General features: G+C 62.8%; 20 protein-coding genes. 14 read left to right on the top strand and 6 right to left on the bottom strand.

The window, feature by feature from the left end:
- The first annotated feature begins 93 nt into the window (after positions 1-93).
- The 10 genes from QRN54_RS01280 (at position 94) to QRN54_RS01235 (ending at position 10,346) form a co-directional block, all read left to right on the top strand.
- Complete coding sequence (locus QRN54_RS01280) at positions 94-858, top strand: MlaE family ABC transporter permease (RefSeq protein WP_003945687.1); 765 nt, start codon at positions 94-96, stop codon at positions 856-858.
- Between the two features lie 64 nt (positions 859-922).
- Positions 923-1,774: an MlaE family ABC transporter permease gene (locus tag QRN54_RS01275; protein WP_003945759.1), complete on the top strand. Its 852-nt coding sequence runs from the start codon at positions 923-925 to the stop codon at positions 1,772-1,774.
- 11 nt (positions 1,775-1,785) lie between these two features.
- Complete coding sequence (locus QRN54_RS01270; RefSeq protein WP_050655760.1) at positions 1,786-2,970, top strand: MCE family protein; 1,185 nt, start codon at positions 1,786-1,788, stop codon at positions 2,968-2,970.
- Positions 2,970-3,989 (top strand): MCE family protein, encoded by a 1,020-nt coding sequence (locus QRN54_RS01265; protein WP_054188084.1) that lies wholly within the window; start codon positions 2,970-2,972, stop codon positions 3,987-3,989. The genes QRN54_RS01270 and QRN54_RS01265 overlap by 1 nt, the downstream gene beginning before the upstream one ends.
- Complete coding sequence (locus QRN54_RS01260; RefSeq protein ID WP_285181478.1) at positions 3,986-5,044, top strand: MCE family protein; 1,059 nt, start codon at positions 3,986-3,988, stop codon at positions 5,042-5,044. The genes QRN54_RS01265 and QRN54_RS01260 overlap by 4 nt, the downstream gene beginning before the upstream one ends.
- Positions 5,041-6,345, top strand: coding sequence for an MCE family protein (locus QRN54_RS01255; protein WP_007734341.1), 1,305 nt, complete (start codon positions 5,041-5,043; stop codon positions 6,343-6,345). The genes QRN54_RS01260 and QRN54_RS01255 overlap by 4 nt, the downstream gene beginning before the upstream one ends.
- The gene (locus tag QRN54_RS01250; protein ID WP_285181477.1) at positions 6,345-7,592 is read left to right on the top strand and encodes an MCE family protein; all 1,248 of its coding nucleotides are present in this window, start codon (positions 6,345-6,347) and stop codon (positions 7,590-7,592) included. The genes QRN54_RS01255 and QRN54_RS01250 overlap by 1 nt, the downstream gene beginning before the upstream one ends.
- Positions 7,589-8,983, top strand: coding sequence for an MCE family protein (locus QRN54_RS01245; protein WP_020906318.1), 1,395 nt, complete (start codon positions 7,589-7,591; stop codon positions 8,981-8,983). The genes QRN54_RS01250 and QRN54_RS01245 overlap by 4 nt, the downstream gene beginning before the upstream one ends.
- Positions 8,983-9,801, top strand: coding sequence for an Rv1363c family protein (locus QRN54_RS01240; protein WP_083059395.1), 819 nt, complete (start codon positions 8,983-8,985; stop codon positions 9,799-9,801). Before QRN54_RS01245 ends, QRN54_RS01240 begins: the two co-directional genes overlap by 1 nt.
- Entirely contained in the window at positions 9,798-10,346 is a 549-nt protein-coding gene (locus tag QRN54_RS01235) for a twin-arginine translocation pathway signal (RefSeq protein WP_285181476.1), read from the top strand. The genes QRN54_RS01240 and QRN54_RS01235 overlap by 4 nt, the downstream gene beginning before the upstream one ends.
- Before the next feature lie 88 nt (positions 10,347-10,434).
- Here the strand turns inward: QRN54_RS01235 and QRN54_RS01230 are convergent, their stop codons facing one another.
- Entirely contained in the window at positions 10,435-11,898 is a 1,464-nt protein-coding gene (locus tag QRN54_RS01230) for an alpha,alpha-trehalose-phosphate synthase (UDP-forming) (RefSeq protein WP_085989962.1), read from the bottom strand.
- Between the two features lie 103 nt (positions 11,899-12,001).
- The gene (locus tag QRN54_RS01225; protein ID WP_164490548.1) at positions 12,002-12,175 is read right to left on the bottom strand and encodes a hypothetical protein; all 174 of its coding nucleotides are present in this window, start codon (positions 12,173-12,175) and stop codon (positions 12,002-12,004) included.
- A 156-nt stretch (positions 12,176-12,331) separates the two neighbouring features.
- On the opposite strand from QRN54_RS01225, the gene QRN54_RS01220 reads away from it, so the two are divergent.
- Both QRN54_RS01220 and QRN54_RS01215 read left to right on the top strand, forming a co-directional pair.
- Positions 12,332-14,086 carry an ABC transporter ATP-binding protein gene (locus QRN54_RS01220; RefSeq protein WP_285181475.1) on the top strand — a complete coding sequence of 585 codons (1,755 nt, stop codon included), beginning with the start codon at positions 12,332-12,334 and terminating at the stop codon, positions 14,084-14,086.
- A gap of 11 nt (positions 14,087-14,097) precedes the next feature.
- Positions 14,098-15,885, top strand: coding sequence for an ABC transporter ATP-binding protein (locus QRN54_RS01215; protein WP_374104630.1), 1,788 nt, complete (start codon positions 14,098-14,100; stop codon positions 15,883-15,885).
- A gap of 44 nt (positions 15,886-15,929) precedes the next feature.
- On the opposite strand, the gene QRN54_RS01210 is transcribed toward QRN54_RS01215, so the two are convergent.
- Positions 15,930-16,865, bottom strand: coding sequence for a methionyl-tRNA formyltransferase (locus QRN54_RS01210; RefSeq protein ID WP_007734348.1), 936 nt, complete (start codon positions 16,863-16,865; stop codon positions 15,930-15,932).
- A gap of 110 nt (positions 16,866-16,975) precedes the next feature.
- Here QRN54_RS01210 and QRN54_RS01205 point away from each other — a divergent pair, with 110 nt between their 5' ends.
- Positions 16,976-17,779 carry an alpha/beta fold hydrolase gene (locus tag QRN54_RS01205; protein WP_003945829.1) on the top strand — a complete coding sequence of 268 codons (804 nt, stop codon included), beginning with the start codon at positions 16,976-16,978 and terminating at the stop codon, positions 17,777-17,779.
- A 59-nt stretch (positions 17,780-17,838) separates the two neighbouring features.
- Here the strand turns inward: QRN54_RS01205 and QRN54_RS01200 are convergent, their stop codons facing one another.
- The 3 genes from QRN54_RS01200 to QRN54_RS01190 form a co-directional block, all read right to left on the bottom strand.
- On the bottom strand, positions 17,839-18,108 hold the full coding sequence (locus QRN54_RS01200; protein WP_007734349.1) for a metal-sensitive transcriptional regulator: 270 nt from the start codon (positions 18,106-18,108) through the stop codon (positions 17,839-17,841).
- 90 nt (positions 18,109-18,198) lie between these two features.
- Positions 18,199-18,609 carry a DUF302 domain-containing protein gene (locus QRN54_RS01195; RefSeq protein WP_003945447.1) on the bottom strand — a complete coding sequence of 137 codons (411 nt, stop codon included), beginning with the start codon at positions 18,607-18,609 and terminating at the stop codon, positions 18,199-18,201.
- 103 nt (positions 18,610-18,712) lie between these two features.
- Entirely contained in the window at positions 18,713-20,860 is a 2,148-nt protein-coding gene (locus QRN54_RS01190; RefSeq protein WP_285181474.1) for an MMPL family transporter, read from the bottom strand.
- Between the two features lie 143 nt (positions 20,861-21,003).
- Here QRN54_RS01190 and QRN54_RS01185 point away from each other — a divergent pair, with 143 nt between their 5' ends.
- Positions 21,004-21,588: a class I SAM-dependent methyltransferase gene (locus QRN54_RS01185; protein WP_003945672.1), complete on the top strand. Its 585-nt coding sequence runs from the start codon at positions 21,004-21,006 to the stop codon at positions 21,586-21,588.
- Positions 21,589-21,602: the final 14 nt, after the last annotated feature.

Here is a 21,602-nt window from a genome sequence, read left to right as displayed (position 1 = left end):
CACGTTCTAGTTAATATGACCTGAGTCACAAGCTGTCGGGGGCTGGACTATGAGAACAGACAGTACTGCGGCAACCAAGGACGAGGAGGGCGAATGGTAGACCTCGTCGAGGTGCCATTACGAGCGGTCGGTGGCTTCTTTCAGATGTCCGCCCAAACCTTGAGGGCAGTCTTCTCCCGCCCTTTCCAGCGGCAAGAGTTCATCGATCAGGCCTGGTTCGTGGCCCGAGTCTCGATGGTGCCGACGGTGCTGGTCGCAATCCCGTTCACTGTGCTGGTCAGCTTCACCATCAACATTCTCTTGCGCGAGATCGGTGCAGCCGACCTCAGCGGTGCCGGCGCTGCGCTCGGTACCGTCACACAGGTCGGCCCCATCGTCACCGTGCTGATCGTCGCCGGCGCCGGCGCAACCGCCATCTGCGCGGACCTCTCGGCCAGAACCATTCGCGAAGAGATCGACGCCATGAAGGTGCTCGGGATCAATCCGATCCACCGGTTGGTCGTTCCCCGGGTGCTCGCGTCGACGGGAGTGGCGCTGCTCCTCAACGGACTGGTCTGCACCATCGGCATCCTCGGCGGTTTCGTCTTCTCCGTGTTCATCCAGGACGTGAACCCCGGCGCGTTCGTCAACGGCATCACACTGCTCACCGGATTCGGTGAGCTCATGCTCTCCATGGTCAAAGCAGGGCTGTTCGGCATGATCGCCGGCCTGGTTGCGGCCTACCTCGGACTCAACGTCAAAGGCGGCGCCAAGAGCGTCGGTGACGCGGTCAACCAGACCGTCGTGTTCGCGTTCATGGCGCTCTTCGTCGTCAACGTGCTCATCACGACCATCGGTATCAAGTTGACGGCCGGATGAGGCCCACGGCAGTCGGAGAGATCGAAGTGGACAGAACGACAAACGACAGACGGGAGGAGATCTGATGGCGTTGGCCGCAGCGGGACGCTTCCCGCGCACACGTCGACAGATCGGCTCGATCTCTCGCAGTATCGACAGCATCGGTGATCAAGCGCTGTTCTTCGCGAAGGCTCTCGGTCACGCTCCCAAGGCGCTGATGCGCTATCCACGTGAAACTCTGCGACTGATCGCCGAGATCAGCATGGGCACCGGTGCGCTCGCCGTCATCGGTGGCACCGTCGTGATCGTCGGATTCCTGACACTGTTCACCGGTGGCACCATCGCCGTTCAGGGCTACAGCTCGCTGGGCAACATCGGCGTCGAAGCACTGACGGGCTTCTTCGCCGCCTTCATCAACGTTCGCATCGCAGCGCCGGTCATCGCCGGAATCGGCCTCGCCGCGACCATCGGCGCCGGCTCCACCGCGCAGCTCGGTGCGATGCGCGTCTCCGAAGAGATCGACGCGCTGGAGACGATGGCGATCCCGTCGATTCCGTATCTGGTCAGCACCCGCGTCATGGCCGGCATGATCGCGATCATCCCGCTGTACTCACTGGCGGTCATCGCGTCGTTCGTCGCCAGCCGCTTTGCGACGGTGTTCCTCTACAACCAGTCCGGCGGCGTGTACGACCACTACTTCACGACCTTCCTGATACCCACGGACATACTGTGGTCGTTCGCCCAGGCGATAGTCATGGCGCTGGCCGTCATGCTCATCCACACCTACTACGGCTTCAACGCAACCGGTGGCCCGGTCGGCGTCGGTGTCGCGGTGGGTAACGCAGTGCGCGCCTCGTTGATCGCGGTCGTCACGGTCACCCTGCTCATCTCACTCGCCATCTACGGCGGGTCCGGCAACTTCAACCTGTCGGGATAGGCGGGCAAGCGATGACCGTACCCAGATGGCACAAGAAGTTGGCCGCAGCCGGCCTGGTCCTCGGACTCGTGGCGATCGTCGCCGTTGCTCTCACCATGTTCTCGGGTGGGTTCACCAAGAGCACGCCCATCACCGTGACGTCCACGCGTGCCGGCCTGGTCATGGAACCGAATGCGAAGGTGAAGTTGCGCGGAGTGCAGGTCGGCCGCGTCGAGTCGATCTCACTCGTTGGGGACCAGGCAAACCTGAAGTTGGCGATGGATCCGGGCCAGATGTCGAAGATTCCGTCGAACGCCCGGGTGGAGATCAAGACCACCACGGTGTTCGGTGCGAAGTACGTCAACATCGTGATTCCCGACGATCCGTCGACCCAGCCGATCCAGGAGGGTGCTGTCATCGCTTCGGACAGCGTCACCGTCGAGTTCAACAGTGTCTTCGAACATCTTTCGGACGTGCTCGCGAAGATCGAACCGGAAAAGCTCAACGCCACACTCGGCGCGATCTCCACTGCACTCAACGGGCGCGGCGAGTCGCTGGGTGAGGTTCTCGAGCTCGGTGACAACTATCTGAAGAAGATGAATCCGGTTCTGCCGCAGCTCCAGGAAGACTTGGTCGGCGCCGCCGATGTCACTAATCTGTACGCCGACGTGGCACCGGATCTGATGCGCATCCTCGACAATGCCACCGCGACAAGCGGATCGATCGTGGCCGAGCAGGCAAACCTCGACTTGCTGTTGCTCAACGTCACCGGCCTCGCGGACACCGGCAACGCGTTGTTGACCGACAACGAGCAGAACCTGACCACCGCCCTCGACACTCTGACCGCGACGACGACCCTGCTCGACAAGTACTCGTCGGGTCTGACGTGCTTCATCGTCGGGTTGAACGACGGTCGGATCAAGTTCGAGCCACTGGCAGGCACCGGGGACAAAGCGGCGCTGATGCTGAGTGCGAGCTTCATGTACGGCGCCGAGGCGTACCAGAATCCGCAATCTCTCCCCAAGGTCGCGGCCTCCGGTGGACCCAATTGTTATGGTCTGCCCGAATTCGATCCGAAGGTCGACGGGCATGCACCGTTCGCAGTCACCAACACCGGCAACGTGCCTTTCGTTCCCAACACCGAACTGCGCGTTACCGTGCCGACCATTTTCCAGTATCTCTTCGGTGACTCCTACGAGCAGGAAGACGGGAAGTGATGAGACCGACCACGGTCAAGCTGCTGATTTTCACCGTCGTCATGGCGGTCATCTTCGCCGGACTGGCGATCGTCTTCAGTCAGGTGCGCTTCAGCAGCAGCAACGGATTTCACGCCACTTTCTCGGACGTCTCGGGACTCAAGTCCGGCGACAAGGTACGTATCGCCGGTGTTCCGGTCGGGTCGGTCACCGGAGTGTCCATCGGTGACTCCAACCAGGCCGAGGTCGAGTTCGACGTCGACACCAAGTACTCGCTGATGAAGAGCACCAAAGCGACTGTGCGCTACGAGAACCTGGTGGGCGATCGCTACATGGAACTGCTCGAGGGCGCCGGTTCCACCGAGACGCTTTCGTCAGGTGGATCCATTCCGGTCGATCAGACGTCGCCCGCTCTCGATCTGGATCTGCTGCTCGGCGGATTCAAGCCGCTGCTTCGTTCGCTCGACCCGCAGCAGGTCAACGACCTCTCCGGGGCCCTGCTGCAGGTACTCCAGGGCCAGGGCGGAACGCTGGTTTCGTTGCTGGGAAACACCAGTTCGTTCACCAGCACGTTGGCGGACCGAGACCAGCTGATCGGGGACGTCATCACCAATCTCAACGACGTACTCGGCACCATCAACGACAAGGGCGATCAGTTCTCTACCACGATCGATCAGCTCCAGCAGTTGGTCAGTGGATTGGCGAAGGACAGTGGCCCGATCGGTAATTCGATCACCGAGATCGCCGGTGCCACGGGAGATCTCGCGTCGTTGCTGCAGGCGACACGTCCGGACATCCAGACGCTGATCGGGGAGACCAACCGAACGATGACGCAGCTGGACCTGGGCAAGGACGACATCAACACCGCTCTCGATCGTCTGCCGTCCGACTACCGGAAGCTGATCCGAGTGGGCACGTACGGAGCGTTCTTCCAGTTCTATCTGTGCGCCAACACTTTCAAGTTCTCCGGACCCGACGGGACGACGATCATCTTGCCCACGGCAGTTCAGGACACGGGAAGGTGCGCAAAAGTCTCATGACCCCAACCCGTGAACGTAATCCGGTACAGATCGGTGTCATCGGTCTCGTCCTGGCGGTGGCAACCGTCGGTGCCGCGCTTCAATACGATCAACTCCAGTTCATCAACGGTGGCATTCGCTACTCGGCGTACTTCCAAGATGCCGGCGGCCTGGTCACCGGCGACGACGTGACCATGGCCGGCGTGAAGGTCGGCAAGGTCAGCGACGTCGAACTCGACGACCAGAAGGTGTTGGTCACCTTCACCGTTCAGGACGGTGTCGCCCTGGGCGAGCAGACAGCGGCTGATATCAAGACCAACACGGTTCTCGGGCGAAAGTCGTTGGCGGTACGGCCGGAAGGATCCGGACTGTTGCGGACGGACACGCCGATTCCTATCGCGCGCACCAACTCCCCGTACTCGCTCAACGACGCTCTGGGTGACCTCGGGACAACGGTGTCCGAACTCGACACGGAACAGATCAACGATTCGCTCAACGCGATCTCGGACACGCTGGCCGATACTCCGCCCGAACTGCGCACCGCGTTGGACGGAATGACGCGGCTTTCGCAGAGCATCAACTCACGCGACGAGAGCCTGCTCCAATTGCTCTCGCGGGCCGAAGATGTCACCAAGATCCTTTCCGACAGAAGCGGTCAGATCGATTCGTTGCTGGTCGACGGCAACAAGTTGTTTGCCGAACTGAGCTTGCGGCGTGACGCGATCAGCGAACTGATCGTCAACACCGGCGCAGTCTCACGTCAACTGTCAGCGCTGGTGCAGGAGAACGAGGCTCAGATGGGGCCGACCCTCGAGAAGCTGAATTCGGTCGCCGAGGTTCTCCAGCAGAACAAGGACAACATCGCGGGAGCGCTCGACGGACTCGGACCGTACATCACCGCGCTCGGTGAGACCGTGGCCAGCGGCCCGTTCTTCGACGCCTTCATCATCAACATTCTGCCGAGCAACTGGTGGAAGACCCTGGTGGACACCAGCGTCGCGCCCGAGCAGGTTCCGGGCGACCTGGAAGACTTCTTCCCCGGTATTCCACCGACGATCAGGGGGCCGGGAGAATGACCGAGACCATGACTTCACAGGATCCACAGGGCTCCACCAACCCACGCAAGAAGTGGGTGCTGATCGGAGCGGGTGTGCTGGTCGCGCTGCTCGTCGCCGGTGCGGCCTACCTCTTCATCCCAGGCCTGGGCAAGACCAAGATCTCCGCGCACTTCGTCTCGACCACCGGTCTCTACGAGGGCGATGTCGTGCGAGTGCTCGGTGTCAACGTCGGCAAGGTGACCAAGATCGAACCGCGTGATCGGGACACCTACGTCGAGATGAAGATCGATTCGAGCGTCGACGTTCCGGCAGATGCCAAGGCGCTCATCGTTGCTCAAAGCCTCGTGTCCGCACGCTTCGTGCAATTGACCCCCGTGTACTCCGGCGGGGAACAGATGCCCAACGGCGGCGAGATCCCGATCGAGCGCACCGCCGTTCCGGTGGAGTGGGACGAGATCAAGACCGAACTGACCAAACTGTCGGACGCACTCGGACCGGAGGGTCTGGACGATCAGGGTTCCCTCGGTCGATTCATCGACACCGTGGGAACGAACCTCGACGGTAACGGTGAGTCGATTCGGTCGACGCTGCGCGAACTCTCGGCCACGATGCACACGCTGTCCGAAGGCCGGACCGATTTGTTCTCCACCATTCGGAACCTGCAGGCGTTTGTCACTGCGTTGTCCTCGAGCAACGAGCAGATCGTGCAGTTCAGCGGTCACCTCGCTTCGGTGACAAGCGTTCTCGCAAGCAGCTCCGACGAGTTGGGTACAGCCCTCAGTGATCTCGACCTGGCCGTCGGCGACGTCCAGCGGTTCGTCAAGGACAACAGCGAGGGACTGAGCGAATCGGTTGCGCGTCTCGCCGATGCCACTCAGGTACTGACGGACAAGCGCCCGGAGATCGAGCAGGTTCTGCACTCCGGACCGACGTCGCTTGCCAACTTCTATCAGATCTACAAGCCGGCTCAGGGCAGTATGACCGGCGCAATTGCACTGAGTAACTTCAAGAATCCGATCCAGTGGATCTGTGGTTCCATCGAAGGTATCGAGAGTGGTAACTCCCAGAACAGTGCCGACCTGTGTAAGCAGTACCTCGGGCCGGTGCTCAGCACGATGATCGGCAACTACCCCGGATTCCTGTTCAACCCGGTCGCGGGCGTGCAGGCTTTCCCGGATCAGATCGTCTACACCGAACCGGGATTGGAAGCGGCAAGTCAGAATCAGCCGGAAACCGTCGCAGGACCGATGTCGGGTGCTCCCATGACGAGTGTTCCCAAGGATCTCGCCGAACTCTTCAACATGGGCGGAGGGAACTGATGCGGGTAGCTCGCAAGACCACGGTTGCGGTGTTGGCCACGGCAGTGGCTCTCGGCGCCAGCGGTTGTGAATGGAACGGTCTCAACTCGGTGCCGATGCCAGGCACTCAAGGCCGGGGCGAAGGCGCATACGAGGTTCAGATCGAGATGCCGAACGTGACTACGCTGTCGCAGAATTCGCCCGTCCGGGTGGATGACGTGGCAGTGGGAAGCGTTTCGAACATCGAGGTTCAAGGCTGGCACGCTCTGGTGACGGTGTCGCTGAATCCCGAGGTTCAGTTGCCGGCCAACGCGACGGCAAAAATCGGTCAGACCAGCTTGCTCGGCTCTCAGCACATCGAGTTGGCGCCGCCGGTTGGAGAAGAGCCCGAGGGCCGACTCGAAGCCGGTGACCTGATTCCGATCGAGCGGGCGGGCGCTTACCCGACGACGGAACAGACGCTGTCGTCGCTGTCGGTGGTACTGAACGGCGGCGGTCTCGCTCAGGTTCAGGACATCACGAAGGAACTCAACGCCGCTCTCGGTGGGCGTGAAGATTCCGTTCGAGACCTCCTGCCTCAGCTCGATCAGCTGGTCGGAAGTCTGGACAAGCAACGAGGCGACATCGTTTCGGCGATGGAAGGACTCGATCGACTGTCCTCGACCGTCCAGGCACAGCACGACACCTTGAACAAAGCGCTCGAAGGTATTCCGCCGGCACTCGAGATTCTTGTCGCTCAGCGTCAGGACATAACCAACGCGTTGACCTCCCTCGGTGGTCTCAGCGAGGTGGCGAGCCGTGTCATCCAGGAGAGCGGCGACGATTTCGCGACCAACGTTCGGGCTCTTTCGCCGACTCTGAAGGCCTTGGCGGATTCCGGTAACGCTCTCACTCAGGTTCTCGGAGTCCTCTTGACGTTCCCGTTCCCACAGAACGGAATCGACAACGTCATCCGCGGTGACTATGCCAACCTGGCGATGACCATCGACATCTCGCTGCCCCGACTCGACGCGAACTTCCTCACCGGAACTCAGTTGGCCGGAACACTCTCCGGCCCGGAAGGTGTGTTGGGTAAGCAGGCCGGGCTCGCCGGACAGACAGGCAACCCGTTGAGCGATCCGCTCAAGCCTGCCGCACCGCCGGCCCAAGCTCCCGCCGGACAGGCTCCCGCTGCGCAGGCCCCGGCAGCGGATCCGAATACCATTCAGATTCCGGGACTTCCGCCGATCAACATTCCAGGACTTCCTCAGGGGGCACCGGCACCATGATGCTCACAAAGTTCGTCCGCATCCAGCTCATCATCTTCGCCGTCTTGACGGTCGTCGGTTTGATAGTGATGGCCACTCAGTACGTGCGTGTTCCCGCTATGGTCGGTATCGGCCGATACGACGTCACCGTCGAATTGCCCGCCACCGGTGGGCTGTACAAGAACTCGAATGTCACCTACCGCGGTCAGACCATCGGCGTCGTGAACGCGGTGGAGTTGTCGGAAACGGGCGTGAATGCGCGTCTGTCCCTCGAGAGCGGCGTCAAGGTGCCCTCGGACGTCGACGCTGCGGTCAAGAGTGTGTCGGCGATCGGCGAGCAGTTCGTCGATCTGATTCCGCACACCGACAGCTCCGGAGCGATCGTGGTCGACGGGCATCTGGAAAACGGATCGGTGATTCCCGAAGACCGAACCAGCATTCCGCAGGATGTCGGCGCGATGCTCGATCAGGCAGATCTGTTGCTGCAGAGCATTTCCGACACCAAGCTCAAGACTGTCATCGACGAATCCTTCAAGGCGTTCAACGGTGCCGGCCCGGATCTGCAGAAGCTGATCGACTCGGCTCGGCTGTTCGTCGAGGAGGCGAACAACAACTCCGACGCGACCAAGACCCTGATCGAGCAGGCCGGTCCACTCCTGGACACCCAGGTGGTCAGCAGCGACGCCATCCGTTCCTGGACAAGCAATCTGGTGACGTTCACCGATCAGCTCCGAGCCAGCGACCCTGATCTGCGTGCCGTCATCCAGAAGGGGCCGGCGGCAGCGGCGGAGGCGAATGCTCTTCTGCAAGACATGCAGCCGACATTGCCGATTCTTCTGGCGAACCTCGTGTCCGTCGGACAGGTCGGCGTGATCTACAACAACGCGATCGAGCAGATTCTGGTCATCTACCCGCCGCTGGCCGCGGCGCTGGTCACGGTGGCAGGCTCCGGCCCGGCTGCGGATGGTGCACTGGTGGACTTCCACATGGAGGTCAACGACCCGCCGCCGTGCACTACAGGATTCCTGCCCGCAGAGCAGTGGCGCAGTCCGAAGGACGAATCACCGATCGAGACGCCGTCGGATCTCTTCTGCCAGGTTGCCCAGGATTCGCCGATCGCCGTGCGCGGCGCGAGAAACCTTCCCTGCGAGGAGTATCCGGGACGTCGTGCGCCGACGGTCGAACAGTGCCGTTCCGGCTACGTACCGATGGGCACGAACCCGCAATCCGGGCCTCCGGAACCGATTACCGCGACCCCGAGCTCGTACACGTCGACGCCTTCGGTCTCGGCTCGTCGGTACGATCCGATTACAGGCACGTACATCGGGCCGGACGGAAGGACGTACTCGCAACCGAACCTCGGTGGCGGCGACGTCAGTCTCGAACAGTTCATGAAGGGTCAGCAGGGTTGATGACAGACGAAGATCCACAGGCCGGGCAGCGGGTGCGCCGTCGCGCGTCCCGCAGCGCCGGACCCACGGGTGCGGATGCAGACGCTGCCGCGGTAGTAGTGCCCACCGAAAAGAAGTCGGCCGAACAGAAGCCAGCCGAGCAGAAGGCGGCCGAGCAGAAGCCGGCCGAGCAGAAGCCAGCTGAGCAGAAGGCGGCGGCGCCAGTTGCTTTGGGCAAGCCCGATACTCCACCTGAGAAGGTCGTCAGCGGTGATCAGGTCACGACCGAGGCTGAGCCGACCGGTACCGCCGAAACCCCCGCAGAAACTGCTGTGGACACCCCTGTTCGTTCGAAGCCCAAGGCCGGGCTGGTAGTCGGGATCGCCGTTGCTTCGGTGATCGCTGTTGCTCTTGCGGCCCTGACGGTGTTTCTTCTCGTCGACCGGAACAAGGCGTCCAATGCCGACGAGGACCGAGCCCGCTACGTGGCCGGTGCCCGGACCACCGCACTGAATCTGACGACACTGCACGCGGATACAGCGGCTGCCGACCTCGACAAGTTCCTCGCCGGCACCACCGACGAGTTCAAGTCGCAGTTCGACGGACGCAAGGATTCGTTTGTCAACGTCCTCGGGCAGGCCGGAGTTCAGACCGACGGCGAGGTGCTCGAAGCCGGGTTCGAGAAATCCGACGGCGATTGCGGGACTTCATTGGTCGCGGTGCGTGCGATGCAGAAGAACGGCGACGAAGCGCCCGCTGAACGCAACTACCGACTCCGAATCACCATGTGCGACGTCGACGGGCAGTTGCTTGCCTCGAATGTGGAGTTTGTGCCATGACCCCAGAAGTGAACCCCGAGACGTCCAAGCAAGTTTCGCCGAAGCCGAAGCGCGCCTCACCGCTCGCCATCATCCTGTGCGTCATCAGTGCAGTGGCCATCGCGTTGGCGGCAGTGTCGGCGTATCTCTACTTCGGTCCGGACGGAACGCGTGACACCGCAGCGATCGATCAGACCAGAGACGAAGTGGCACAGGCCTCTTCCGATCAGGCGGTTGCGATGTTCCAGTACGACTACAACAACGTCGATCAGCAGTTGCACGCGGCCACAGACGGTTTGACGGGCGATTTCCAGGGCACGTTCACCAACCTGATCGAATCGGTGATCATTCCGGGAGCCAAGGAAAAGTCGCTGACCGTTCAGGTAGTCGTCCAGGGTGCCGCGGTTCTCGACGCGGAGGTGGACAGCGCGACGACGATGCTGTTCCTCAATCAGATCACGACGTCTTCGGAATCGCCCGAAGCCGTTGCCAGTGGCAGTCGCGTGAAGATGAGTCTGGAGAAGCAGGACGGGCGTTGGCTCGTGAACAACGTCCAACCCTTCTGATCAAACACACGAAGGCTGGAGTCGGGTACGAAAGAGGCTGGGGCCGCGGAGATTCACTCTCCGCGGCCTCAGCCTTTGTGCACTGTCCTCAGTGGTCTTGTGCTTCGGCCGGGGCGATCAGCGCCGGGCCTGCGGCACCGCCGTGTGCGAGCGCGTCGAGGAACGAGCGCGCCCAGCGGTCGACGTCGTGCGTCAGGACCTGACGACGTAGCGCACGCATGTGGCGCCGGCCGTCCTCGCGCGGTTGATTGAGGGCCTTCTCCATCGAATCCTTGACGTCGTCGAGGTCGTGAGGATTGCACAGGAATGCCTGGCGGAGTTCTGCTGCGGCACCGGTGAATTCGCTGAGCAGCAATGCACCACCCAGATCACTGCGGCAGGCGACGTATTCCTTCGCGACGAGGTTCATGCCGTCACGCAGCGGCGTGACGAGCATGAGATCGGCGGCGACGAAGAACGCGACCAGTTCGTCGCGTGGGATCGGCCGATGGATGTAATGGACGACGGGGCGGCCGACTTCGCTGAACTCGCCGTTGATCCGGGAGACCTTCTGCTCGATGTCTCCGCGCATCTGTACGTAGCTTTCGACGCGTTCGCGGCTCGGGGTCGCCAACTGCACCATGACGGTGTCGGCGGGATCGATGCGCTTCTCCATGAGAAGTTCGTGGAGCGCAGCGAGCCTGACGTCGATGCCTTTGGTGTAGTCGAGGCGGTCGACGCCCAGCATGATGTGCTTGGGGTTTCCGAGTTCTTTGCGAATCTGCTTGGCGCGGTCTCGAATTGCCTTGGTGCGCGAGAGCTCGTCGAGCTTGCCGGAGTCGATGGAGATAGGGAAGGCGCCGACGCGGACGCTACGGAAACCTACTTGCACCACACCGAGTTTGGAGCGGACGCCGACGGTTCCACGTGAAGTCTGTTGCCCGGCAAGGCGTCTGGCCAGGTACAGGAAGTTCTGTGCGCCACCCGGAAGGTGGAAGCCGATGAGGTCGGCGCCGAGGAGGCCTTCGACGATCTCGGTGCGCCACGGCATCTGCATGAACAGCTCGACCGGGGGAAACGGAATGTGCAGGAAGAAGCCGATGGTCAGGTCGGGGCGCAGCATCCGCAGCATCTTCGGTACCAACTGCAGCTGGTAGTCCTGGATCCAGACTGTCGCGCCCTGTGCTGCTGCCTTGGAGGTGGCTTCGGCGAATCGCCGGTTCACCTCGACGTAGGCGTTCCACCATTCGCGGTGGTACTCGGGTTTGACGATGACGTCGTGATAGAGCGGCCAGAGGGTGGCGTTGGAGAATCCTTCGTAGTACTCGTTGATCTCCTCGGCGCTCAGCGGCACGGGGTAGAGCTCGAGTCCGTCTTCGACGATGGGGTCGAGTTCGGCGTCCGCCACCCCCGCCCAGCCCACCCACGCGCCCTGATTGCTGCGCAGGATCGGCTCGAGAGCGGTGACCAGTCCGCCGGGGCTTCGCTTCCAGCGGGTGGTGCCGTCGGGAAGCCGTTCCAAGTCGACGGGCAGGCGGTTCGCTACGACAACGAACTCAGCCTGCCCGGACACGGCTTCACCGGTCGAAGAAGCAGGTGCGCTGTCAGAAAGGGTTGAACTGGTCGAATCCGGACTGACAGGCACGTGGTTCCTTCTCGGTCGGTGAGGGAAAGATTCAGTCGAGCTTGGCGGCGGGGGAGATACCGAGCATCGAGAGCAGCATCCTGCACTCGTCGGCATCTTCCGCGTAGGCAGCGACGACGCGCTGTGCCTGACGAGCAGTTTCGTCCGCTACGGGCTCGAGGTCCTCGTCCGCGATCTCGGTTTCGACGGTCGTGTTCTCAGCCATCATGTTCCTCTCGTGCTTGCCTGCACGGCGCAAGCAATGGTTCTTACTCGCGACTCTATGAGAACTGGGCGTGTCGACGCTAGTTGCTCATGTATTAGGGTCGACTTACTTATCTCTGTACTCAACTTTATCGCTTCCATCGATGCTTGGAGTTCCATGAGTTCGACCCCCTCGAGTGTGACCGTCGACTCGGACGAGCCGGATAGTGGCAATCAAAGCGGTTCTGCGATTTTGCGACGTGTCCTCGTCCGTAACCGTGGCCCGCTCGCCATCGGCACGGTTCTGGTCTGTCTGCACCAACTGACCGAGACGGCGGTGCCGATCTCCATCGGTGTGATCATCGACCGTGCGGTGGAGACTTCGGACACCACGGCCCTGATCGTCTCCATCGTCGGTCTCGCGGCTCTGTTTCTCGTTCTGACGGCCGCGTGGCGCTTCGGCGCACGCTTCATCGTCACCGCGATGCAGCAGGAGGCTCATCGCCTCCGGCTCGAGGTGGCGCACCGCGTCCTCGATCCGCGTGGGGTGCGCACCGATCTGCGTTCGGGTGAATTGCTGACAGTCTCGACATCCGATGCCGAGCAGACTTCGTGGATCGCGGACATCGTCCCGCGCGCCGCTGCGGCCCTGACAGCTGCGGTGGCGTCGGCGGTGGCGTTGGTGTGGATCGACCTCTGGCTGGGGCTGGCCGTTCTGATCGGAACGCCGGTCATTCTCGGTCTGCTGCAATTGGCGGCGCCTCTCATCACGTCGAGGGCTACCGGTCAGCAGGCGTCGATCGCTCGGGCGTCGGCGATGGCTACGGATCTGGTCAGCGGATTGCGTCCGCTGCGCGGTGTCGGCGGCGAGAAGACCGCGTCGGCGCGCTACCGCACGGTCAGCCGTCAAGCGCTCGCATCGACGATCGGCACGGCCAAGGCGACCGGTATCTACACCGGCGTTGCCGCGACCGTCAGTGCGTTGCTCGCAGTCGGTGTTGCGGGCTTCGCCGGATACTTCGCTTTGCAGGGCCGGATCACGGTCGGTGAACTGATCACCGTGGTGGGGCTTGCGCAGTTCATCATCGAACCGCTCGGATTGCTTGCGTCCATTCCCGGATACTTCGCGGTGGCGCGGGCATCGTCGGATCGACTGGCATTGGTCTTGGACGCGGAGCCACTGCGGGGCGCGGGTTCGCAGACCGAACTCGAAGGCACCGACCTGACTCTCGACGGAGTCGAGTACAAGTCGCTCAAGGGCATCGACTTGCACCTGCCTGCGGGAGAACTGCTGGGCGTCGTGGCTTACCAGCCGCAGGACGCCGACGCTCTTGTCGCGGTCCTGTCCGGTCAGCTGGCGCAGGACGCGTATCGCGGAGTGGTGAGGGTTGGCGGAATCAGCCTGTCCGACATGGACTTGCGATTGGCACGTCGGACGGTGCTGGTGGAGCCGCACATCACCGATCTGTTCTCCGGGTCGCTTGCGTCGAACGTCACCGCGGGCGCCGGTGATGGCGCTGCTCTCGACATCCAGAGTGCTCTCGTGGCGTCGGCAGCGGCGGATGTCGTCGACGCACATCCGGACGGTCTCGACCTCGAAGTGACCGATCGGGGCGCCAGTTTGTCGGGAGGCCAGCGGCAACGCGTCGCCCTCGCGCGCGCCCTGGTGGCACAGGCACCCGTGATGGTCCTGCACGATCCGACGACGGCGGTGGACGCGGTGACCGAGGCGTCGATCGCCGAAGGAATCGCAGAACTGCGGCACGAGGGTGCCGGTGGCATCCACACGACGGTATTGATCACCAGCAGCCCCGCCTTGCTGGCCGTGACGGATCGGGTGATCGTGTTGAACGACGGAGTGATCGCCTCGACGGGCACACATTCCGAACTCTCTCGCGGCGACGCGAACTACCGAGGAGCGGTGCTGCGGTGACGGCCACGGACATGACAACCGAAATGCCGGCCGGGGAGAACGCAGAGAAGGTGACAGAGCGCGAGTTGTTGCCGATCGCGAGTGGTCGCCAGACCTGGAGGTGGTTGCGGGCGGCGTTGGCCGAACACCGGATGCAGAGCCTGCTGGTCCTGATCGTCGCGGCTTCGGCGTCGGCGATGGCCTTGGTGCCGATTTACGTCTTCGGTGTCCTGGTCGACCGGGTCCGGGAGAACGCGCCCACGTCGACGATCGTCGGGGTGGTCGTGATCATCGCCGCTGCCGCAATCGTGGGCGGTGTGTTCACCGGTGTGGCTGCCTATCTGATCAAGCGGCTCGGTGAGACGATCCTGGCGGATCTGCGAGAGCGGACCGTGGACCGGGCACTGCGACTGCCGATCCAGACCGTCGAGAAGGTCGGTAAGGGCGATCTGCTCTCGCGTGTCGGCGACGACGTGTCGGTGATCGCCAAGGCCGTGTCCGACGTGGTTCCCGGCATGATCGCGGCGGTTCTGCTCGTGGCTCTGAGCATGGTGACCATGCTCGGACTCGACTGGCGACTCGGTCTGGCCGGAATGGTCGCGCTGCCGATGTACGCGCTGGCGCTCAAGTGGTACCTGCCACGCTCGGCTCCTGTTTACGCAGCCGAGCGGGTAGCGATGGGCGCTCGTTCACAAGCGCTGATCAGCAGTCTCCAGGGTGCGAAGACGGTCCGCGCGTACAGCCTCGAGAAGGAACACCTCGGGCAGATCGATGCGGCGTCGGCAAAAGCGCGCGATCTGGCAGTCGGAGTGTTCGGCCTGTTCACGAGGTTCGCCGGTCGAGGTAACCGCGCCGAATTCGTGGGCCTGTCCATGATTCTCGTCGTCGGATTCCTGCTGGTCCGTGAGGACGTCGTGACAGTCGGCCAGACGACGACTGCTGCCCTGCTGTTCCATCGCCTGTTCAACCCGATCGGCTCACTGCTCTACACCTTCGACGAAGTGCAGTCGGCCGGCGCAAGCCTCGCGCGACTGGTCGGCGTCGTCGAGATCGAGGAAACGGAGCCTTCGACGGATGCAGGTTCCGTTCCGGCCGACGGTTCGCTGCGTCTGGATGACATTCGGCACAGCTACGACGGTGGTCATGAGGTTCTCCACGGAGTGAGCCTCACACTGCGAGCGGGGGAGCGCGTGGCGCTCGTCGGTTCGACCGGAGCCGGAAAGACGACGCTCGCGGCGATCGCTGCCGGTTCGATCACTCCGACGTCGGGCCGGGTGTCGATCGGCGGTGTCCCGCTTGCCGACCTCGACGACCTACGACGCCACATCGCGATCGTGAGTCAGGAGGTCCATGTCTTTGCCGGACCCCTGATCGAGGATCTGAGATTGGCGGCTCCCGAATCCTCGGACGAGGACGTTGCCGCGGCACTGCGGACGGTCGGCGCGTACGAGTGGGTGGAGGCTCTCGACGAGGGAATGCTGACCGTCGTCGGCGAAGGCGGACACGAGATGACAGCGGCGCAGGCGCAGCAGTTGGCTTTGGCGAGACTGGTGTTGGCCGATCCCGCCGTCGCCGTACTGGACGAGGCAACAGCGGAGGCGGGCAGCGCCGGAGCGCGGGAACTGGAAGCGACTGCCGACGCCGCTACGGAGGGCCGCACCACTCTGGTTGTCGCACACCGGCTTACGCAGGCTGCGGGCGCCGACCGAGTGATCGTGCTCGAACACGGACAGATCGTAGAAGAAGGCCCGCACCGCGAACTGGTGTCCGCGGGCGGGCGTTACGCACAACTGTGGGCGGCCTGGGAAGGTCGCGACTGAGGGGTTTGTACTGGGTTTTGTACTGAGGGGGTCTGATCCGGCGATCAGGTGAGGTACCCGCCGCCGTGGGGGAAGAACTCGGCGGCGGTGTACTCGCTGCCGTCGTCGAGTCGGACGCGCTCGATCCGCAGTCCCTTGTTCTTGCCCGACCACGCGTCGGGGCCCGCGACGATCACCATGCCGTCGTCTTCCTGGATGAACACTCGGCCGGGGGTTCCGCCGTAGTGCCCGCGTGAGACGGACGCCTTCAGGATGCGGATGCGCTGGCCCTTGAACTCGGCGAAAGCGTTGGGGTACGGATCGGACTGTGCCCGGACGAAACGCTCGATGACCTCGGCGGGCCAGGACCAGTCGACGTGGCTGTCCTGCGGTGCGCGCTTGTGGAAGAACGTGGCCTGCGATCGGTCCTGCGGCGTCCAGTCGGTACGGCCGGACGCGATCAGATCCAGGGCGTCGAGTGTGATGGGGCCGATCATGTCGATCGTGCGGTGGAACAGATCGGTGACGGTGTCGGTCGGGCCGACCGTCGTCGAACGCTGCAGCACGATGTCGCCCGCATCGAGTTCCTCGTCCATCAGGTGCGCCGTGAGCCCGACTTCTTCTTCGCCGTTGATCAGAGCCCAGATGAGCGGGGAGAATCCCGTGTACTTGGGCAGCAGCGAATCGTGGATGTTGAGGGTGCCGTACTTGGGTGCGTCGAAGACCTCCGCAGGCAACCAGGTACGCCAGTTGTTGGCGACGATGATGTCGGGAGCTGCTTCGGCCAGCGCGGCTTTGAAGGCGTCGTCAGGCTTGTTCGCCACGTGAACGGGTACACCGTTCTCGGCCGCCAGATCTGCAACCGAGTCCGCCCACATCTGTTCGTAGACGTGTTCGCTCTTCGGGTGTGTGATTGCCAGCACGACCTCGTGATCGGAGTCGATCAAGGCCTGCAGGGTACGGTGGCCCCAGGTTTGGTATCCGAGCGTAGCGACTCTCAACGGGGGTCCTCCTGGACGAGCATGGGCTGGGGTTGCGGTCACACGACCGCCCATCAGCTTAGGCTATCCAACCAAAATTGTTGATCACACGTACGAGGAGGAAGGCTGACATGACGGTCGCCACAATCAACGGAATCCCCATCAATTACCAGGTCAAGGGTGATGGAGATCTGGTGGTGCTCATCATGGGGACCGGCAGCCCCGGCCGCGTCTGGGATCTGCACCAGACCCCGGCGCTGGTGGCCGCCGGCTACCGAGTCTGCACCTTCGACAACCGCGGAATCGCACCGTCCGGCGAGAGCCTCGGCGGCATCACGATGCCCGACATGGTCGCAGACACCGCCGGACTGATCGAGCACCTCGGTGGCGGTCCGGCCCATGTCATCGGCACCTCGATGGGCGCCCGGGTGGCGCAGGAACTGACGCTCGCCAGGCCCGATCTGGTTCGCAAAGCAGTGTTCCTCGCCGGCCACGCCCGGATGGATCATTTCCAGCAGGTCCTGACCGAGGGCGAGCGCCAGTTGTTCGACAGTGGCGTCGCTCTGCCGGCCAAGTACCGTGCCGCAGTGACCGCGGTGATGAACCTTTCGCCGGCCACGCTGGCAGACGATCACTCGGCGCGCGACTGGATGGATATCTTCGAGTTCACCGGCGGCGCAACGTCACCGGGTGTTCGCGCACAGCTCGGTATGGACCGCGCCTTCGATCGACGGGGTGCGTACAAGTCGATCATGCGCCCGTGCCTGTCCGTCGCTTTCGCCGACGACCGCATGATCCCGCCCTACCTCTCCCGCGAGGTGGCGGACTGCATCGCGACGGCGTCGTACGAAGAGATTCCCGACGCCGGGCACTACGGCTACCTCGAGCGTCCGGAGGCCGTGAACAAGGTGCTGATCGACTTCCTGGCGAAGTAGTTTTCCGCACGCGAGAAAGGGCCTGACCTGCTAACTGCAGGTCAGGCCCTTCTCATGTTTCAGGCCAGTGCCAGGAACAGCTTCTCGAGTTCGGCCTCGGTCATCGGTTCCTGACCTTCCGCGCTGTCACCGCTCAGGCATTCACGCAGCCCGGAAGCGACGATCTTGAACCCTGCTCGGTCCAGCGCCTTGGACACGGCGGCGAGTTGCGTGACGACGTCCTTGCAGTCGCGGCCGTTCTCGATCATCGAGATGACCCCGGCAAGTTGGCCGTGGGCACGACGCAGTCTGTTCAATACGAGCGCAATGCTCTCTTCGTCGCCGGTCATGGTGGCCCCTTCTCGAGTGTTCGTGCTGCGGTCAAGGGTACCCCTGGGGGCATGTCACTGCTTGATTCAGTGTTTGATCCGACTGCGGTGTCAGATCAGCGAGTCGACGGCCGCGCGCAACTTGACGGCTGCGTCGGCTGCCACGGACTCGAGGCCGGGTTCGCCGGAAACCTGAACCATGAGAGCAGGGTTCATCGCTTCGACGAAGAACGAATTCTCGGTAGTCGTATCTTCGCGGACGACGACGTTGCACGGCAGCAGGAGGCCGATCTGACGATCCACCGAAACTGCCCGATGGGCCAACGGCGGGTTACAGGCACCCAGGATCAGGTACTTTTCCATGTCCTCGTCCAGCTTCGCCTTGAGTGTTGCCTGCATGTCGATCTCGGTCAGGATGCCGAAGCCCTGCTCGGCGAGAGCGCCACGCGTGCGGGTGACGACGTCGTCGAAGGTTCCGGTGACCTTGGTTGCGATCGCTATCGGTTCTGTGGGTGTTGTCATTGCGCACTCCTCGTCGTGGGCTGTCACTGTCGCCGGCTTTGATTTCTCTTGTCCCCATCATACCCCTGGGGGTATCAGTAGGACAGTGATGTCGGGTACACGATCAGCCATGCGAGAAGCTGATGTTCGGCAGGACGCGACGCAGCCATGCCGGCGCCCACCAGGCTGCCCGGCCGGTGAGGCGTAGGAGAACGGGCAGCAGCACCAAGCGGACGAGCACTGCGTCCAGGAGGACAGCTACGCCGAGAATGATGCCCATTTCCTTGGGTGGCAAGGGATCTGCGAGCGCAAAAGTGAAGAAGACCGCAACCATCACCGCTGCTGCCGCCGCAATGACCCGACCCGAATACGCGAGGCCGTCGATGTGTGCGATCGCGGGGTCGCCTGTGCGTTCGTAGTGCTCCTTGGCACTCGAAAGCAGGAATACGGTGTAGTCCATCGCGATCGCAAAGATCATGGCGAAGAAGAAGACCGGACCCCACCCGTTGAGGAAACCCTGGGGGGTGAAGCCGAGTAGGCCTGCTCCGTGACCGTCCTGGAAGATCAGCTTCGCGATTCCGAATGCGGCCCCAGTGGACAGCAGGCTGACCAGCGTGCCGATCAAGGCGATCAAAGGCGCCTGGAGGGCGATCAGCAGCAACAGGAATCCGAGCGTCAGAATCACGACCACGACGATGGGAAGGTAGTCGTCGAGTGCCTGCTGAAGGTCGAGATTTTCGGCCGGAGCGCCGCCGACGAGCGCCGATTCCGGCAGTTGCGACCGAAGGTCGGCAAGGATGGTTTCCATCGCAGGATCTGACGGGTCGACGGTGGGAACTGCTTGCAGCATAACAAGATCGGACCCGTCGGCAGCTTGTTGCGCTGGGGTGACCATGGCCACGCCGTCAACGCTCATGGCAATACGTGAGGTGTCGGCTGCATCGTCGGCGGACGTGACGATCTGCAACATCCCCGGGGCGCCGTCCCCGAATTGCTGCTGCACCAGTTCATAGCCCTGGCGAACCGGGGCGTCCTCGGGAACCACGGCGATGGAGGGCATTGCCACCTTCAGTCCGAAGACCGGAACAACGAGTGCGATCAGGATGAGTAAGGCGCCGAAGCCGAATGGCCACGGGTGCTTGTGCAGCAATGATGCCCAACCTGCGAACATCGGGGAGCGGTGCTGCTGGCGCTTTGCATACGGTAGAGAACCGCCGTTGACCTTCGCGCCGATCCTGCCGAGCACGGCAGGCAACAGGGTGAGTGTTGCGGCGAGAACGAAGATCACAGCGAGCATGATTCCGACAGCCATCGTGCGTACGGCCGGGGCTGGAACGATGAGAACCGCAGACAAACTGACCAGAACTGTGAGGCCGGAAAGGACCACAGCCTTGCCGGCGGTGTCCATGGTTTGAGCCACGGCGGCCCTTGGATCCGGATCGGCTCGCAATGCATCCCGGAACCTGGCGACGAGGAAGAGTGCGTAGTCGATGCCCAGCGCGAGAGCGAACATCATCGCGAAGTTCATGGCCCACACGGAAATCGGCGTGATCTCGTTGAGGATTACAAGCCCGCCCGCCGAAGCGACCAGGCCCGCAAGCGTCAGCAGTAGTGGTAGACCCGCGGCAACCAGGGAGCCGAAGGCCAACACCATGATCGCGAGAGTGACGGGCCACGACATCATTTCGGCTTTGATCATGGCTTCGTGATTGGCCTTGTTGAAATCGCTCCACAACGCCGACGCACCCGTCGGGTACACCTCGATCGTGTCGGTGGACAAGCCCGTGAGCTTCTTGCCGAGTTCGTCTACCGCGCTGACCATCTCGTCGGTACTCGCGTTGGCGCCCGCGACCATGATGCCGGTATGTCCGTCCGGGCTGATGGTCATACCGGGCTGCGGGGCGATCACTTCGCCGAAGCGAGGGTCCGCGGAAAAGATTTCCGTTGCCGCGGCCAGGGTTTGCTGCATCGACGGATCCGTGATGGGTAGAGAATCCGAGTGAACGACCACCTGTACTGCGGCGGAGGAATTTCCACCGAAATGCTGCTCGGCCAACTCGCGAACTTGCACGGATTCGGATCCGTTTGCCTGCCAACCCGCGCCGGCCAGAGAGGTGAAGACGCTGGGTGCTGCGGCGCCGAGTGCGATCAACGCGATCAACCAGACGCCGACGACGAGGCGGGTGTGAGTCGCCATCGATCGACCGAGACGCGCAAGTATGCCGTCGGCTCGGGTGGGTGGGTCCGCGGTGACTGTTCTGGTCGCTGACATCTTCACTCCTGATACGGGTGGGGGTATTCCTGTTCGTCACCTGTATACCCCCAGGGGTATCGATCTGTCACATTCGAGGGTTCTCTATGCTGCTGGGGGCACCGTCCGATCTGAAACGGTGAAACGGATATGGGAGAGCAATCATGGACGCACGCGACTGGGACGAGCGATACCGAGCGGTGACGGAGCCATGGGGAGTCGACCCGGCGGGAACCGTCGCAACAAGAATTTCCGATCTGAGACCAGGCACCGCGATCGATCTGGCCTGCGGCGACGGCCGTCACGCGCGGTGGATGGCTGGGCAAGGTTGGTCGGTGACTGCGGTCGACTACTCGTCGGTGGCGATCGATCTGGCACGGGCGAGTGACGGGGACAAGGCTGTCGACTGGCAGGTCGGCGACGCGACCGAGTGGCAGCCGGAAGGGCTGGTCGACCTGGTGTTGGTCAGCTTTCTTCACCTCGAGGTCGACCATCTGGCCGCAACCTTGAAGCGCGTCGGGGAGTGGCTGACGCCCGGCGGACGGGTCCTCTATTTGGGGCATTCCATCGAGAACTTCCATCGTGGTGTGGGCGGTCCACCCGAACCGACCATTCTGCCCGGTATTTCCGATCTCGCTCGCGCTGCGGAGGGATCGAGGGTCTATGCCCTCGAACATGTCGTTCGGCCGCAGGACGGTAAGACGGCAATTGACGTTTTGCTCGAATTCGGTCCGTGGGAACAGGTCTGACCAGGGCGGGAGCG

The organism is Rhodococcus sp. MEB032 (genome assembly GCF_030208925.1).
In the GTDB taxonomy this organism is placed as follows: Bacteria; Actinomycetota; Actinomycetes; order Mycobacteriales; family Mycobacteriaceae; genus Rhodococcus_F; species Rhodococcus_F qingshengii.
Note: the sequence above shows the minus strand (reverse complement) of the source record. Positions and strands in the feature narration are given on the sequence as shown.

Excerpts from the sequence above, each read along its gene's own strand:
- QRN54_RS01280 (WP_003945687.1), top strand. The coding sequence starts at position 94 with ATGGTAGACCTCGTCGAGGTGCCATTACGAGCGGTCGGTGGCTTCTTT.
- QRN54_RS01275 (WP_003945759.1), top strand. The coding sequence starts at position 923 with ATGGCGTTGGCCGCAGCGGGACGCTTCCCGCGCACACGTCGACAGATC.
- QRN54_RS01270 (WP_050655760.1), top strand. The coding sequence starts at position 1,786 with ATGACCGTACCCAGATGGCACAAGAAGTTGGCCGCAGCCGGCCTGGTC.
- QRN54_RS01265 (WP_054188084.1), top strand. The coding sequence starts at position 2,970 with ATGAGACCGACCACGGTCAAGCTGCTGATTTTCACCGTCGTCATGGCG.
- QRN54_RS01260 (WP_285181478.1), top strand. The coding sequence starts at position 3,986 with ATGACCCCAACCCGTGAACGTAATCCGGTACAGATCGGTGTCATCGGT.
- QRN54_RS01255 (WP_007734341.1), top strand. The coding sequence starts at position 5,041 with ATGACCGAGACCATGACTTCACAGGATCCACAGGGCTCCACCAACCCA.
- QRN54_RS01250 (WP_285181477.1), top strand. The coding sequence starts at position 6,345 with ATGCGGGTAGCTCGCAAGACCACGGTTGCGGTGTTGGCCACGGCAGTG.
- QRN54_RS01245 (WP_020906318.1), top strand. The coding sequence starts at position 7,589 with ATGATGCTCACAAAGTTCGTCCGCATCCAGCTCATCATCTTCGCCGTC.
- QRN54_RS01240 (WP_083059395.1), top strand. The coding sequence starts at position 8,983 with ATGACAGACGAAGATCCACAGGCCGGGCAGCGGGTGCGCCGTCGCGCG.
- QRN54_RS01235 (WP_285181476.1), top strand. The coding sequence starts at position 9,798 with ATGACCCCAGAAGTGAACCCCGAGACGTCCAAGCAAGTTTCGCCGAAG.
- QRN54_RS01225 (WP_164490548.1), bottom strand. The coding sequence starts at position 12,175 with ATGGCTGAGAACACGACCGTCGAAACCGAGATCGCGGACGAGGACCTC.
- QRN54_RS01220 (WP_285181475.1), top strand. The coding sequence starts at position 12,332 with ATGAGTTCGACCCCCTCGAGTGTGACCGTCGACTCGGACGAGCCGGAT.
- QRN54_RS01215 (WP_374104630.1), top strand. The coding sequence starts at position 14,098 with ATGACAACCGAAATGCCGGCCGGGGAGAACGCAGAGAAGGTGACAGAG.
- QRN54_RS01205 (WP_003945829.1), top strand. The coding sequence starts at position 16,976 with ATGACGGTCGCCACAATCAACGGAATCCCCATCAATTACCAGGTCAAG.
- QRN54_RS01200 (WP_007734349.1), bottom strand. The coding sequence starts at position 18,108 with ATGACCGGCGACGAAGAGAGCATTGCGCTCGTATTGAACAGACTGCGT.
- QRN54_RS01195 (WP_003945447.1), bottom strand. The coding sequence starts at position 18,609 with ATGACAACACCCACAGAACCGATAGCGATCGCAACCAAGGTCACCGGA.
- QRN54_RS01190 (WP_285181474.1), bottom strand. The coding sequence starts at position 20,860 with ATGTCAGCGACCAGAACAGTCACCGCGGACCCACCCACCCGAGCCGAC.
- QRN54_RS01185 (WP_003945672.1), top strand. The coding sequence starts at position 21,004 with ATGGACGCACGCGACTGGGACGAGCGATACCGAGCGGTGACGGAGCCA.